Annotated in this window: 17 protein-coding genes; 1 reads left to right on the top strand and 16 read right to left on the bottom strand. The window is 65.4% G+C overall.

The genetic code is table 11. From position 1 onward, the window contains the following. Positions 1-12 precede the first annotated feature (12 nt). The 10 genes from DQG17_RS21760 to DQG17_RS18385 all read right to left on the bottom strand — a co-directional run bounded on the left by DQG17_RS21760 (position 13) and on the right by DQG17_RS18385 (position 6,453). Positions 13-153, bottom strand: coding sequence for a hypothetical protein (locus DQG17_RS21760; protein ID WP_157973667.1), 141 nt, complete (start codon positions 151-153; stop codon positions 13-15). After that, positions 153-518 (bottom strand): hypothetical protein, encoded by a 366-nt coding sequence (locus DQG17_RS18425; protein ID WP_116134340.1) that lies wholly within the window; start codon positions 516-518, stop codon positions 153-155. The genes DQG17_RS21760 and DQG17_RS18425 overlap by 1 nt, the downstream gene beginning before the upstream one ends. 31 nt (positions 519-549) lie before the next feature. Further along, positions 550-942, bottom strand: coding sequence for a hypothetical protein (locus DQG17_RS18420; protein WP_116134339.1), 393 nt, complete (start codon positions 940-942; stop codon positions 550-552). Position 943: 1 nt separating this feature from the next. Next, positions 944-1,246 carry a hypothetical protein gene (locus DQG17_RS18415; protein ID WP_116134338.1) on the bottom strand — a complete coding sequence of 101 codons (303 nt, stop codon included), beginning with the start codon at positions 1,244-1,246 and terminating at the stop codon, positions 944-946. Beyond that, complete coding sequence (locus tag DQG17_RS18410) at positions 1,243-1,476, bottom strand: hypothetical protein (RefSeq protein WP_116134337.1); 234 nt, start codon at positions 1,474-1,476, stop codon at positions 1,243-1,245. Before DQG17_RS18410 ends, DQG17_RS18415 begins: the two co-directional genes overlap by 4 nt. A gap of 74 nt (positions 1,477-1,550) precedes the next feature. Continuing rightward, positions 1,551-3,479, bottom strand: coding sequence for a phage major capsid protein (locus tag DQG17_RS18405; RefSeq protein WP_116134336.1), 1,929 nt, complete (start codon positions 3,477-3,479; stop codon positions 1,551-1,553). After that, complete coding sequence (locus DQG17_RS18400; RefSeq protein WP_116134335.1) at positions 3,476-4,966, bottom strand: phage portal protein; 1,491 nt, start codon at positions 4,964-4,966, stop codon at positions 3,476-3,478. The genes DQG17_RS18405 and DQG17_RS18400 overlap by 4 nt, the downstream gene beginning before the upstream one ends. Next, positions 4,963-5,505 carry a hypothetical protein gene (locus tag DQG17_RS18395; RefSeq protein ID WP_116134334.1) on the bottom strand — a complete coding sequence of 181 codons (543 nt, stop codon included), beginning with the start codon at positions 5,503-5,505 and terminating at the stop codon, positions 4,963-4,965. The genes DQG17_RS18400 and DQG17_RS18395 overlap by 4 nt, the downstream gene beginning before the upstream one ends. A gap of 100 nt (positions 5,506-5,605) precedes the next feature. Beyond that, complete coding sequence (ssb, locus tag DQG17_RS18390; protein WP_116134333.1) at positions 5,606-6,079, bottom strand: single-stranded DNA-binding protein; 474 nt, start codon at positions 6,077-6,079, stop codon at positions 5,606-5,608. 29 nt (positions 6,080-6,108) lie between these two features. Then, entirely contained in the window at positions 6,109-6,453 is a 345-nt protein-coding gene (locus tag DQG17_RS18385) for a hypothetical protein (protein ID WP_116134332.1), read from the bottom strand. 681 nt (positions 6,454-7,134) lie between these two features. Between DQG17_RS18385 and DQG17_RS18380 the strand changes: the two genes are divergently transcribed. After that, positions 7,135-7,443: a hypothetical protein gene (locus DQG17_RS18380; protein WP_116134331.1), complete on the top strand. Its 309-nt coding sequence runs from the start codon at positions 7,135-7,137 to the stop codon at positions 7,441-7,443. 185 nt (positions 7,444-7,628) lie between these two features. Here the strand turns inward: DQG17_RS18380 and DQG17_RS18375 are convergent, their stop codons facing one another. The 6 genes from DQG17_RS18375 to DQG17_RS21880 form a co-directional block, all read right to left on the bottom strand. Further along, positions 7,629-9,710, bottom strand: coding sequence for a terminase gpA endonuclease subunit (locus tag DQG17_RS18375; protein WP_116134330.1), 2,082 nt, complete (start codon positions 9,708-9,710; stop codon positions 7,629-7,631). Then, complete coding sequence (locus DQG17_RS18370; RefSeq protein ID WP_116134329.1) at positions 9,691-10,332, bottom strand: hypothetical protein; 642 nt, start codon at positions 10,330-10,332, stop codon at positions 9,691-9,693. The genes DQG17_RS18375 and DQG17_RS18370 overlap by 20 nt, the downstream gene beginning before the upstream one ends. Before the next feature lie 166 nt (positions 10,333-10,498). Next, a complete protein-coding gene (locus DQG17_RS18365; RefSeq protein ID WP_116134328.1) occupies positions 10,499-11,086 on the bottom strand; it encodes a hypothetical protein in 588 nt (195 codons plus the stop codon). A gap of 128 nt (positions 11,087-11,214) precedes the next feature. Further along, on the bottom strand, positions 11,215-11,859 hold the full coding sequence (locus DQG17_RS21755) for a hypothetical protein (protein ID WP_157973666.1): 645 nt from the start codon (positions 11,857-11,859) through the stop codon (positions 11,215-11,217). A 428-nt stretch (positions 11,860-12,287) separates the two neighbouring features. Further along, complete coding sequence (locus DQG17_RS18355) at positions 12,288-13,949, bottom strand: phage/plasmid primase, P4 family (protein WP_116134326.1); 1,662 nt, start codon at positions 13,947-13,949, stop codon at positions 12,288-12,290. A 2-nt stretch (positions 13,950-13,951) separates the two neighbouring features. Further along, on the bottom strand, positions 13,952-14,128 hold the full coding sequence (locus DQG17_RS21880; RefSeq protein ID WP_198666191.1) for an HNH endonuclease signature motif containing protein: 177 nt from the start codon (positions 14,126-14,128) through the stop codon (positions 13,952-13,954). Between the last annotated feature and the right edge of the window lie 119 nt (positions 14,129-14,247).

Genomic DNA, 14,247 nt, shown 5'->3' with positions numbered 1-14,247 from the left:
GGCTCAACCTTTCTAGCTTGCCTCGGATTCGAGGAATGCCGCCCATCCGTCCAACTCGATAAGCGGGAAATCCATGACCTCGCGGACGGAACGCCCGAGGCGCGCGGCGAGCCGGTAATAGAACCGGACCTCGCGCCCCTCGGGCGAGGCCATCAGTTTCCCAATTCGTCCGCGTCCTCGCGCGCATCGAGTCCCATGATCGCCTTGCCGATCTTGGCGACGATCTTCGGATCGACCTTCGTCATGAAATATTGCAGCGTGCCGCCATTGTCCTCGAACACCGGATTGCCGTCGGCGTCCTTCGAATAGAGGATCACGGCAAGCGCCGTTGCCTTGGCGTCGGACCCGGCAGCCCGCCGGGTCACAGCCTGCGCCTGCGCCGCCGTGACGGGATCGAAATGGATCACCAGCGGGCCGCATTCGTCGCCCCACTCGGGGACCTCGACCGTCTGCCCGCGCAGGCGGTTGTAATGCTCGGCGGCGCGCGCCAGGGCGGGCGAGGGGATAAATTCGGACATGGGTTTGACCTCCGGTGTCGGTTCGGTGGGATCAGGAGACGGTTGTTTTCGTCAGCGCGCCGCGCCCCGAAAAGTTGATCGTCATCGTGGGAATGCCGTCTTTCGACCCGCTCGCCGGCTGCCCGGTGATTGCGGCCGTCCCCGACCAGTAGGTCAGGCCCGCAGTCTCGCCGCCGGGATAGAACTCGACGGCGATTTCGTCGCCGACGTCGATCGAGGCCGAGGGGTCGGTCGCGTCGAGATAGACCTCGACCGAGCCATTCCAACGCTTGATCGTGGTGAAGGCGGTTTCGAAATCGTCGCCCATCCCCCAGCCGCGAACCTCATCGGCCTGATAGTCGACGTTCCAGTTTTGCACATGGCCGAGCGCGGCAACGGGAGATCCCGCTTTGACCACGCCATCGCGGCCCTTCATGAATGGCATGTCATGCCCTTTCGAGAATGAGACGGATCAGCCCGGACCCGTCGGGTTGTGCCTCGGCGACGGTGAAGGCGCCGTGGTCGACAAGTGTCAGCGCCTCGCCGGGACGGGGCGTGCGGCCGGCGAGCGGATTGGCGTCGATCGTGAAAACCGGGGCCGTTGTTCCGACACCGAGCGCGAGCGCGTGCGACTCGGAATAGATGCCGACGAACTCGACCGGATCGGCCAGGCCCTCCAGTATCGCCGTCGCGATCTCGCCGAAATCAGCCGGATCGAAGAACACCCCGACGTCGCCAGTGCCGATCATTCCTCTTGCCCGGTCCCGGGATCTTCCCCGGGCAGGGCGCGCGCGACGACCTGCGCCGGATCTGGCGCGCCGCCCTCGACCATGCGGTTGACCGGCGTCGCCGGGACGATCTTCGCGCGCCCGATCGAGACCAGATGCGCGGCCATTGCCCCGTCGACGGGCAACCGCTCGCCGGCCTTGTGGCCCTCGCCCAGCACCTTCGTCGGCGCGGTAAACTCGACCTCTTTCATGGGTCGGCCTCCTGTCTTGCGTGAAAAGGCCGGCCCAAGGGGGGCCGGCCATCTGTCAGGCGATCAGGCGCCCGTCAGGCGACGTCGCGGCCGATGCAGAACGACGCCTCGCGCGCGACCGCAAAGTCGACGTCCTGATGCGCCACGATGCGCACCGCCCCGCTCGCCGAATTGGTGTAGGGATCGACCAGAATGTCGACGCCGGACCACAGGCCCATGTAAAGGTCGGCCCAATTGCCGAACCACAGGTCGGCGGGGTTGACCTGATTGGAGCACTCGGCGCGATATCCGCCCAGGTTGCCTTCGTTGAGCATGATCGGAAGCTCGCCGCCGGCAAACTTTGGCGTGGTCAGAAGGTGTTCCTCGACGTCGGGCGAAACCGCATAGGCCAGCGTGCCTTGCAGGGCATTCGCCTTCTTGACCTTCGTGCGCATCTGCACCGTTTCCTTGTAGGTCGGCTGCCCCGCGGTGTTCAGATCGACGTGCCCGATCGCCGAACCGCCGGCGGCGAACACGGCGCCAAGGCCGGTCGGCGCGTCGGGATCGGCGTCGGCGTTCAGACCGGCGTTGTCGACCGCCAGCGCGATCTTGGCCATGATCGAGGCCCGCACATAGGCTTCGACGTCGACGGAATCCTGAATGAGCAGCTTGCGGCTGATCTCGTTCAGCGCCGCGACCGTATGCGGCGTCATTTTCACTTGCCCGAAGGTGATGCCGCTTTGCGTCGGCCCGCCATCCTCGCCGATCCAGTAGGCCGTGACGTCCGACAGTTGCTTGGGGAACGCCACGTCGCCGGTCAGGCCGGCAAAGACCCGCGTGCCGAGCTTCGACAGAACGCCGGTGTTGCGAAGAATGTCGATCATGTTGCCCGACAGGAGCGTCGTATCGACCACGGCGCCGCCGGCGGCGGTGACGCCGGGCGTACCGACGATCTGATCCGATGCGCGCTTGAGCGACGCATGGGTCACGTCGGCCGGGATCACGACGCCGCGAACCTGCCCTTTGTGGGTTTCGGTCGCCGCCGCGACGGCTTCGATCTCGAAACCGGCCGCCTTGCGAAATTCCCGGCTGTCCGGGGTCGCAAGATGACGCAACAGGCGCACCAGCGAGAAGTCGCGCGTCTGCTTGTCGGTCAGCCCGATCATGGTCGCGCCGGCGCGGGTCGCCTCAGCATCGGGCGAACCCATGTAGTCGAGTACCACGCCGCGGAAGGCGTCGACGGACATGCCGTCGCTTTTCGCCTTGGCGATCTTCTCGGCCGGCACATTGAAGCGCGTGCCCATGGCGTCGATCTCGGCCGCGCGCGTGCGATCATCGGCAAGCGCGCGTTGCAGATCCGCCGCCGGGTCGGACTTCGGCGCGGCAGGAACGGTGCGGGTTTCGGTGCCCTCGGCGCCGGTTTCAACGTCTTTCGGCATGTCGGTTTCCTCTCGGGAATTTTCGGAAATGGTCAGGGTCTCGCCGGTGCCGCCGTCGGACCGGCCGTAGCCAACGGACAGATCCGCCGGAACGGCGACGAACGAGATTTCGAAAGGCGCCCAGCGGGTCGCCCGAATGACGGGAAGGCCATCGGCCTCGCCGTCCCGAACCGCTTGCGTGATGTGGTAGCCAACCGACACGCAAGACACGTCCCCCGCGCGCACCCGCGCGAGAACATCCTTCGCAGACGGCGTGTCGGAAAACCGGACGATCGCCCGGCCCTTCCCGCCATCGAGCCACGCCCGGACAACCTTTCCGATCTGGGAATCGAGTCGTGCGTCGTGATCTTTCAGTAAGGGCGCGGTGCCGGCGTTGCACCGCGCGAGATCGACCTCGCCGTCGCGGTGCCCCAGAACCTCGGCATAGTCCTTGCCGGAATGCCAATCGAACCGCGAAACCGGCGCCTCGGACGAAAACGAAATCTCGACCTCGCTCGACGGATCGTCGCGGATCAGGTCGTCTTCGGGACCGGCCCGAACGATTTCGCCCGCGCGAAAGGCACGGGCGGCAACTTGAAACGTCATGTCTTCCCCTCCGGTGGATCTGGCGCCCAGACGCGGGCGATCGCTTCCTCCGACGTGCCGGCCGACATGCCGGCCGCCTCGATCGCGTCGCGTTCGTCGGCCAGTTCCTGCAAGACGTCGTCGAAATCGCTGCCCCGCCGGGCGATGATCTCGCGCCGCGACCGCAGCCCGAGCCGCAGATCGGTTTCGGCCGCCGCCGCGTCATCCTTCGGATTGACGCTTTCCCAGCCGCGCGGGCGCCAGGTCTGCGCCAGGAACTTGTCGAGCTTGACCAGCGGAAGACCGACCTTCCCCATGGCGATCGCGGCCGGAAGCCACTCGCGGAACACCCGATCGTGTAAGGACTGGAAGACGGCGCGTTGCAGCATCCGCCATTCGTCGCGCTCTTCCGACTTGCCCGACCGAAGGCTCGAAAAGTTTGCCCCCGACAGATCGGACGTCAGCGTTTCGTAAGACACGCCAAGCCCCGCCGCCTCGCTTTGGTGCATGAGCCGCATGAACGGCGCCGCTGCCGCTTCGGGATAGGCCGGCGTATGCGACTTGGCGGTCTTGCCGGGCGGCAAGTCGATGATCGTCCCGGCCTCGATCTTGTCGATTGGCGGGCCGTCATCATCGCCGTCCGGGTCGCCGCCGACCAGCTCGCCCGAGCTGTCGACATTCTCGAAAAACAGCATCGCGGCCGCGCCGAAATGCGCGGCCTCAAGCCCGGCTTCCCGATACGCCTCGCCCATGTTCATCAATCGCAGCGCCGTTTTCGAGCGCGGCACGCCAAGCGCCGCGCCGATTTCCTCCGACGCCATGACGTGCAACATGTCGGCCGCCGGATGCCGGACCCGCCGCCGCGTGGTCAGCGATGCCGCGTCAAACGTGGCGGTCCAGCAATGATAGGCAACAGGCCGGCCGTCGCCGTCGAACTCGATCCCGCTCTCGATCCAGCCGCCGCCGGAAAGCCGCATCGTCAAGTCGAGATCGAGCAAGTCGAACGGGATCGGCTCGACCCGCAACCCGTAGCCCCCGCCCTTCCTGCCGCGGTGCAGCCGGATAAAGGCCCCGCCCTCGCGGGCGATCGCCGTCGCGACCTGTTTCTCGACGTCCCACCAGGACAGCCGCCCGCAGGGCGTCGGCGATCCGAACCGCCCCCAATCGTTCCACGCCTTTTCGATCCGGGCATTCGCAAGCTTGTCCTTGCGCCCGTCATCCTCGCGCACGTCCATTTGCAGCCGAATGCCGTCCGGGCCGATCACATGGCGCCGGATCAGCATTTCATAGGCGGCGGCATGGTCGAAATTCTGCGCCGCATGGCGCGCGTGGCTCACAAGGCCGCGGATCTCGCGGCGCGTGTCGGCCCGCGGCGTTGCGATGTTGAAGGGCTGGAATCCCTTCACCAGCCGAGACGGATAGGCGGCCTTGAAGGACCGGCTGGCAAGCGGCGGTTCGGCGCGCGGGGCGGCCGCGGCCCGGCGGCGCCAGAACAACGGAAATTTCAACGCGAAACCCTCCGAATTTCAAAGGGCGACTGGCCGGCAGCCCGGCGGCGCTCGGCCGCAACCCGGGCGCGGAAAATACCCTCAAGCCGGATCAGCCCGTCGATCGGCGTCCGGGTCAGGGACCGGCCCTCGATCGAATAGCTTTCGGCGTCCTTGTTCACCCGGCCGGCGATCAGATCCTCGATCGCAGCCAGGATGCGCGCCGCACTCGATCGCGTGTCCTGCGTCGACGCCATGGGGTCGGCCTCGACCTCGATCGCACCACGGCCGAGTGTGATCCGCGCCCCGGTCGCATCGTTCTCGACCACCGCCGCCCACAGATACCGGCCCGGGGCAAGCGGCGCCGTCTGCGCCGCCGGCAGCGACACCGAATAGGTGTCGCCCCAGGTCGCGACAGCGGTCAGGATCTCGCCACCCGCCTCGGGCCGGAAGGAATAGGACAGCGCGAAGTCGGGCGGCGGATAGGCGGCGAATGCCTGCGGAGCCGTCCAGCCCCATGAATCGCCAGCGGTCAGCCGCGGCGGCGGTGCGTCGACCATGCGTCACGCCCTCCGGTTTAAGGATAAAGCCGGACGGGGCCGCGCCCCGCCTCTATCTCGCGCGCCCGCCGGAACAATCCGAACCGCCAGCGAACGCCCGTCAGAACGGGATTTCGTCGTCAATGTCGCCGCCGGCCGGCGGGGCGCCATCCCCACGCGCCCCGCCACCATTGCCGCCACCATATCCGCTGCCGGTCCCGCCGCTGTCCCCCTCGCGGCGCTCGGCGCGGCCGAGGGCGATCAAGTCACCCTCGAATGGTGCGACGACAATTTCCGTTGTGTACCGATCGACGCCGTTCTGATCCTGCCATTTGCGGGTCTCAAGGCGGCCTTCGATCATGATCCGGTCGCCCTTGCGCACCCAGGATCGCACGACCTCGACCAGATGGTCGGCGGTGACGGACACGCGGTGCCATTCCGTGCGTTCCTCGACCTCGCCGGTGCGCCTGTTCTTCCACCGCCGCGACGTGGCGACGCTCAGGTTTGCGACCTTGCCGCCATTCTGGAATGTCCGGATCTGCGGTTCGTCCCCGACGTTTCCAAGGATCTCGGCCCGGTTCTTGCTCATTGCCATGTGGCGTGCCTCCTGTCAGGCGATTGCGATCAGCCGCGATAAGCCTTCATTGCGAAAAGCCACGGCTCATAATCGGGCTGTGTCGGGTCGGCCTGAATGGACGGGTCGGCCTCATTCGAGCGCGCCGTTCTGGTCAGGAAAACCCGGCTCACACCCACAAGGATTTCCGACCCGCCGCCGGCGATCTCGATCGTCCGCGTTGTGCCGGCGGCCGTTTCGATCGTGGCAAACCCGCCACGGGTCGCGAACAGACCAGTTGCGGTAAACCCGAGCCCCGCGTCGTCGGAGGGATAGACCGGAACCAGATCGGCGCACGATCTGGTGACGCCGCCAAAATAGGGGCTTGTCGGGTCCGTCGTGAACGGATCTCGCATGGTCTTACCTCGCTGTAAGTGGGTTGGCGGTATTCACCAGATCCGACCCCAGTGGACGAATCAAATTTACGCACCCCGCGCAGTGATTGTCTGGGCCGAGCCTTTTGATAAATTCGCAAACCAAACCGAATGGCTGCGGCGGCGGAGGATGCCAGCGGCCACCACGCCACTGGACCATAAACCTGTGATAAGTCGGTGTGTTTTAGCCTAAGGTTCTGACCCGCTTGACTCTTTTAAAGCAGATCTCGCCCCAGCCAGAGGCACAAACGAACGTTTTGGATTACCGCGATTGCACCGTCGAGCACTGGACAGCGGGGTCCAACTCTTGCCATTCTGACCGTAGCATTTTCAAGGAAAGAGAAACGGCAATGTATGTCTCAACTGCCGAGTGGCTCGCGCTCGTGGTTTTCCTCGTCTCAGCGCTAAAAGCGTTCTACGATTTTTTCCTCACTAACTGGTTATACGATACAACAAAAGAGGGCGTGGCCCTCACAGATGAACTGGATAAAAAAAAGGTGAGGGATGGTCGAGCGAACCGATACTATTTTGCGGCTCTTGCGGCTTTTTCTCTGTTAACATTTGCTATCGGGTCAAATAATCGGGATGTTTCATATGACAAATTTTGCGCCCTCGCCGAACGGCTGGGAGATGCCGCGTGCGAGAATGACAGGAGATAGGGACATGACCGACCAGGAACTGGAAGACCTTGAGCACCGCATTAAAATGCTAGAAGAATTGCTGCTTCCCGAAGGGGGAGGGGGTCCTACGGCGATCGAGAAATCCTTTGACCATCTCAAGAAAAAAATTGACGATGTCGAAGGCCGGACGGTCACGAAGGAAGACTTGGAAAAGCTGAAAGAGGACATCGACCGGACGAAGCGCATAGTTGGCTACACCATCCGGGAAGCCACCGCCACTACCTGGACGATCGACAGCATGGAGAAAATGTTCCGCGAACAGTTTGGGCAGAAGAGCCCCCGATCAAAGTAGATGGAAGGAGACTGAAGCGGCCGTTTTTGTCTCACCTCGGGAGCGGTCCGTAAACAAATGGTAAGATTGGCCACTCCCCGGTCGTTGGCGCCAGTCGCAGCGAACGGAAGCGTCCTGCCTTCGAGTCACGGTGTCGATTATCAAAGATTTGGCCAATGAGTTTCTAGACAGCGCCGCTCCCGGTCTCACCACGAACTTTTGCCACCCCTGACAGACCAGCCGCGTCGGCCCCTTTTCTTCGCCACGGGCGCCGGATCGCCCGGCGCTTCGCGCGCGTCCGGCGCCTCGATCGGCACCGCCCGCATATTGTCGGGGCTGCACACGGCCCATTTCGGCGGCCGGTCCCAATTGATCGCCTCGGCCTCGAGCGCGATCACCATCGCCAGCGCGTAAACCGAACAGTCGAAGGACTCGTTGCGCTTGACGCCGGGCCGTGGCCTCCACCCCTTTACCTCCCGCCGCTCCGACGCCATTTCGTCGAACACGGCCTCGGGCGCGTGGGTCGAGACATGCAACTTGCGCGCGCCCGCACCCTCGCGCAGAAGCGACGCGGATACTTCGTCTTTCAGCCGGTCGGTCCCGACCCAGATCCACGGAACATCGCGCGCAACGTGATCCTTCCCCTTGTGCGCCGTGTCCGGATACCCGAAGGCCGCGCGCTTCACGTTGTCCCCGGGCCGGCCGCGGACAAGGTGATAGAGCGGGCCGCGGTGCTTTCGTTTCATCCGGCGCCAGAAGGCGCGGGCGTTCGGCGTCACGCCGGCCTCGCCGGCCGCGTCGACGGCGATGCCGATCGGCGTCAGCGCATAATCCGCCCCCTCGACCGGATAGGCGCGCGACGCGAGCGTTTCCAGAACGACCCAATCCTCGCCACGCTTGCCAAGCTCAAGCCGCCGTTCCGCGCCGTCCGGCGGCGCCGTAATGTCGAAACGGTCGATCACGACACGCTCCATGTCCGAAAGCCACGCCTCGACCTGTACCGCGAACCAGCCGACTTGCGTGTCGACGGCGATCGTGACGAACCGCGTCCCGGCCGGGCAAACCTGCCAGGCGTGAAGGCTCGCAAGCTTGCGCAGCACGTCCGGCGTCAAACCTTGCGAGGCGACGCGCGCCCGCGGCAGGTAGGATCGGCCAAGTTCGATGTTGTGCGCCGCCTGCAATGCCTTCTCGCCGCCCGTCATCCGATAGGCGTCTTCGGCCGCCAGCACGCGCGACACGATCCGCGACCAGGGCGCCAGCGCCGCAGCCGGCCCCGGAATCCAGAAGCTCGCCGTCGAGACAAGCCGGGTCAGATCCCCGATCGGGACAAGCTCGGTTCCGCCGTTCCAATGCAGCCATTGCGCGCCCCGGTTCAGATCGACCTTCGCCCGGGGCTCGATCACGCAACCGTTGTGCGGGCAGACCATATGCGCCCCCGCACCCCGTTCCTCGGGCGATCCGTCTTCCGGATAGTCGAGCGTTTCCCACTCGGGAATGAACATCTGTCCGCAATGCGGGCAGGTCCAGTAAAGCCGGCCACGCGATCCGGCGTTGAAGATCGCGGCAATTCCCTCTGCCGGCGGCGCCTCGTGCGGCGCCTTCGCCGTCCAGTTTTCATCTAGCACCGGCTTTCGCGGCGAGCTTTCGACAACCGTCATGCCGCGCGATTGCGCGCTTTCCGTCCGCTTGCGCATCAACGTGAACGGATCGGCGTCGCCGCCGACGTCTTCGGGGAAGGCGTCGTAATCGGTCCCGATCACAAGGTCGATCGAGCGTTGTGCGAGCTTCGACTTCACCGGCCAGTCGATCGTGACACGACAGCCGCCCCGGAATTTCTTCGTGAACACATTGTCGGCGCCCTTGCCCGTAAGCAGCCGCTCGCGAAGATCCGGCGAATTTTCGATCAGCGGGTCGAGCGCGCCAATGCTCCATTCATTCGCGGCGTCGCGCGTCGGCGAGAACACGGCGACCACGCGGGGCCGTTCAAGGATCGCGTGCACCAGCGGATTGATAAGCGCGCCTTCCGACTTCGAACAGCGCGCCGGGCCGACGACGCCGATCGAGTCGAACCGGCGCGACGTCACGAGATCGCCGATTTCGTTCATGTAGGGCGCAACGTCCGGGCGCCACGGCACCCACTGGCCACCGCTTTCGATCTTCCGTCGCGCCGCCGCCTCGGTCACACGCACCCGGCCGTGCGGTTTCAGGTTCGGCAATGCCTCGGCGATCGCGTCGTCGACCCGCGCCCAGCCGGGCAGCGGCGCAATGTCAAAGGCCCCCTGTTCCATCCTGCCCGATCAGCCCCTCGACCTTCGCGACTGCCCCCGAAAGGGCGTCGTCGCACGCCCGCTCGATCACCTCGACCTCGGCGCCGCCGATCCCGAGCTCGCGTGCGAGCCGATCCGGCAGGGCGTCAAGCGCGTCGCGCAACGCGGCGAACACTTCCTCGAACGCGCCGACAACCTCAACGCGCTTGACAAGTTCCTTGCGATCGAGCGCCGCCACGGCGGCAGCATGCTCAAGCTCCAGTTGCTCGCGATGCTCTCGCCGCGAAAGCCCGGCCTTGATCGACAGCCCGTCTTCGCCGACCAGGGCAAGCCGCATCTGTTGGGCAGCTTGCTCGGCCGCCTGATCCCGCGCCCGCTCTCCCTCGACACGTTCCTTGTTCCAGGCGTGTGCGATCGACAGTCGAAACTGATACGCCTTGCCGTTCGTCCCCTCGGACTCGAAGGGCAGCCCGCGCCGCGTCCAGTTCGTAATGGTGACTTCCGAGACGTCGAGCGCGACCGCAAGTTGCGCCCGGTTCAGCAGCACGTCGACCGCGCCCTCGGGCAACGGATACCGCGCCACAAGCGCGGCCTCGCCATCCGTCAGCGGCCGAAGGCCGTCGCCCTCGGCCGGATCTGTCATTTCAAAACCCCTCGCACACCGCCTCGACCAGACCCACGCAACTCCGCCAGCCAAGGGCGACAAAAACAGCAACCCAAAGCGCAAGCCGCCGAAAACCCAAAATACCCGCACGAACCGCGGCGCGAATTACCCGCGTTGCGTTGCGGTCGGGAAGGACCCAAGCGGCCTATTTCGCGGACTTGAACGCCCGGACCATCGCCCTCTCGACGTTCACCGCGAACCGTGCAAGTGCAGTCTTGTTTGCGGTGTCGTCGAACTTCAGCCGCTCGGCATAGCTTGCCGACCCGACGAAGGCCGCCACCATCTGCAACCCCCGCTTGGTGCGGCGATAGACGCCGCCGGAAAGGCGCGATCCCTTCGCCGTGGCGAAGGTGTCGGCGCGCGCGATCGCCTTTTTGATCGCCCCTTTCGGCATGTTGCCATACTTGTTCAGCCGTTGCCGAACCGGGATCACGATCGCCGCGCCATCCGGGCGCCGCTCGCCGCCATCCTCGGCAAAGCGCAGATACCTTGCCTGCGCCTCCTGCGCATAGACCGACCCGCCGAGCTTACGCTTGCTCGACCGCTTGATCCGGAACGCCCGCAGGGTGAAGGGCGTCGGCCGATCGAGTATCCGAGCCATGCGCTTGTCGGTGTTCTTCTTCACATCGGACAGCGTGTCATTGATCCCGACCGACACGGCAAAAGGGATCTGCTTACGCGCAATGTCCGAAAGCCCACGCTCAAGATCCGCGATATTGTGCACGATCGGCATGGACCATCCTCCAAAAAAGAAGGGCGGCACGATCGGCCCGCCCTTCACAGGATCAACGATGCAACTGGAACGAAAGAGCCCGGCAAGGCGGGACGCCGATCCGCCCACGTCTCCGACTATGGAATCTCCTATACACCGGCCTGCCGCGGTGTTGCGTGATTTTCCGCAACAGGACTCCCCCGGGAACTCGCGCAACACTCTGCCAGAATGTCCGCGACGGCGAACAGCGCGCGGGCGAGGCGCGAGGAAACCCGGCGCGTCGGACGCTCGACCCCGAGCCGGCGCAGCACGGCAACGCCTGACAGCCCGTCGACAGCGATCCAGCGGGCCAGGTCGCGGCCGTTGCATCCGGTGCCGACGCCAAGGCCCACGCGGGCGATGCGGGAGTCGGCAGTCGCCACCCACTCGACCGCGGCAAGCTTGGCGACGGACGGGCCGCAGGCGGGCGCACCGGACCGCCCCGCCGACGTCGGATCGACCGTGCCGCCCGACGCGCCGATCCGCTCGACCGTCGCCGCGTATGTCTCAAGGGCGTGGCGCCGGTCGCAGGTCATCGCGCCGAGGATGCGCGGCGACCCCACGCGCCAGACGCTTTCGCGCCGCTCGACGATCTCGCCGTCGTCGGCGACCTGTTCCTCGACGATCTGGGCGCGCTCGACCGGCCGGCGGGCCAGCGGGCGACCCGCACTTTCGGTCTGCCACGGGAACGGCGGAAGCGATGCCGCGGCGGCCTTGCGGTTGCGTTTGTCGGCGGCGGACTTGGCGTCTGGCATGGTCTCTTTCCTCGATCTGGGGAGGTTGGGGAGGAAGGGAAGCCATTTTCCATTCCTCAGAATTTTCAGTGTCAGCAAAGTTTTTAATGTGCGTTGTAGCCTCCCTAACTTCCCTAACCTCCCTAGGTTGTTATTTTTCAATAAGTTAGGAGAGAAAAAGTTGGGGAAGTGTTGGGGAGGTTAGGGAGGTAGCCGAACGAAGCGCTGGGCAATTTTGCAACATTTCCGCCCGGGAATGGCGTCGCCGCCGACAAGGCGGCGTCCGCTTCCCCTTCCCCCGCTCCCTTTTGGGGAGGTTTGGGGAAGCCCCTCCCCAGATCCCCAAACGCGGGGCGCGGGGCGCGCGGGAGGGCCGTGGGCAAGGGGCGGCAAGGGAGGCGGCTCGCGGGCCACAGGGGCGCGGGGAGGCAACAAATCATCCCGGCCCCCTAGAACGGCGGCTGTTCCGGTTCCTCGGGCGGCGGTGCCGGGTCGTAATCCAGAACCTCGCGCACCAGATCGCGCGCCAGCTCCGACCAGGACAGGCCCCGCCAGCACGATCGGCCGCAGTATTTCGTGCGCTCGAATCCCTTTTCGACCATCACGTCGCCGACGGTCTTCGGCTGATAGAGCGCGCGGCCCTCGACGTCGCACCAGCGCTCATAAACCTTGTAGAACTCGGTCACGTTGAGCCGGTCCTTCGCGCTTGGCGTGGTCATTTCGGCGATGAAGACGCCAACGGGATCGGCGCTTTCAAGCAGGCTCGCCTTGAGTGTCTTCATTTGCTCGGGCATGTCGACGCCTCGGGCCACGAAGGCGGCAAAGCCGTCGAGAAGCCAATTCAGGATGCCCGATCCCTCGGCGCGGAGCGCCGCCTCGACCTCGGCTTGCGGGCGCTGTTTCTCGATCGGCAGGGCACGCAGGTTGACGTCGAAGGGCAGGAAGACAAGCCGCCGCTTCGTCCCTTCGTCTTCGTCCTTGATCTTCGGTGTCCGGTTGCAGGAGATCAGCGGAATGCCCCGCGGCGTCCAGAAGAAGAACGGCGAATTGAGGCCGCGCGACATGCGCCGGTCGCCGCCCGTCAGGCCCTTGATCTTTTTCGCCGACAGCACGTCGCGCGCGGCCGGCTCGGTCGCGATATAGGCGCGCGCGCCGGGAAGGTGGATTTCCTCGGCTGTCGGGCCGCCCGAGCTTTCCTTGCCGACGTCGAGAAACATTTCGACCTTGCAGGCGGCCGCGTATCCGTCCCGGTTGCCGAGGACGTGTTGCAGCAGATTGAGAACCGTCGACTTGCCGTTGCCGCCCGGGCCGCGCAGCAGGACGCAGATTTGCGCCGTGTTCTCGCCCAGCAGGCAGGCGCCGAAGATCCGCTGCGCGCAAGCCCGGATCTCGGGAACCGGCAGGATCAGTTCGATTGCCGCCTCCCATTGCGGGCATTTCGCAGACGGATCGAACGGAACGCCGGCACAGCGCGAGGGCAGGGCGGAACGGTCGGTCGCGCGCAGCCACCTTGCCCGCTCGGCCGCGACCTCGGCGTGGCTCATGCCGGGCGTGCGCTTGAATCTGGCCGCGGCGCGAAGGTCGATCTGCCCGTTCTCGCAAACGAAGGCGTAGGGGTCGGAATCCATGTCGTCGATTTCCGCCCTGCGGCGCCATTCGCACGCCTCAAGCGCCTTTTTCTGCTTGTCGAGATTTCCGCATTTCGTGGCGTGCGCCTTGAGCCGGCTGGAAAGCTCGGCGCGCATGGCGTCGCGCGCGTCTTCGTCTGTGGCGAAAAAGGCCGGCGTTCGTTTCTTGGCTTCCTCGGCCCTGAACTTGGCGACCTCCCAATCCGAAAACTCGGCGCTGCGCCGGGCGAACATTGCCTCCTCGACAACGATCTCACGCAGCTTGTCGGCCATTTCCATCGCGGCAAGCGCCCCCGAGCGGAATGAAAATCGTTTCCCGTCCCACACCGCCCAGCCCTTGCCATCGACGAACACCAGATCGTCGCCATAGACGGCGAGAAGCCGGGCGCCATTGTCGGAATCGTTCAGTTCAAGTTCAAGGCGTTCGGGCATCGTGAGGGCCGCCGCGCGGACCTCGGCGAGCATGTCGTCGGCAATTCCCATTCCTACCCCTTCGCAGCCTCGCGGCGGCGGCAGTTCTCGCGCGGCGTCACCAGCTCAAGGTGTTCAACCGCGACGCAAAGCCTGTTGCGGCAAACGTGGTCCAGTTGCTTGCCGGGCGGGATGATCCCGTTTTCGTTGATCCAGTTCGCGCGGTGAACGGCGACCGTCGCGCCGTCCATGCTCATCCTCGGATACCCGCCGCCCCGGCCGCCGCCGGACGTCGGCCCGGTCCAGACAAGGCACCCGGTTTCCGCGACGCAGACGGTGCGGGCGGCGATCTTCGCCGCGATCCTCTCAC

It is taken from the genome of Tropicimonas sp. IMCC34043 (genome assembly GCF_003390845.1).
In the GTDB taxonomy this organism is placed as follows: domain Bacteria; phylum Pseudomonadota; class Alphaproteobacteria; order Rhodobacterales; family Rhodobacteraceae; genus Tropicimonas.
The sequence above is the reverse complement of the archived record's forward strand: the minus strand, read 5'-3'. Positions and strand labels throughout refer to the sequence as shown.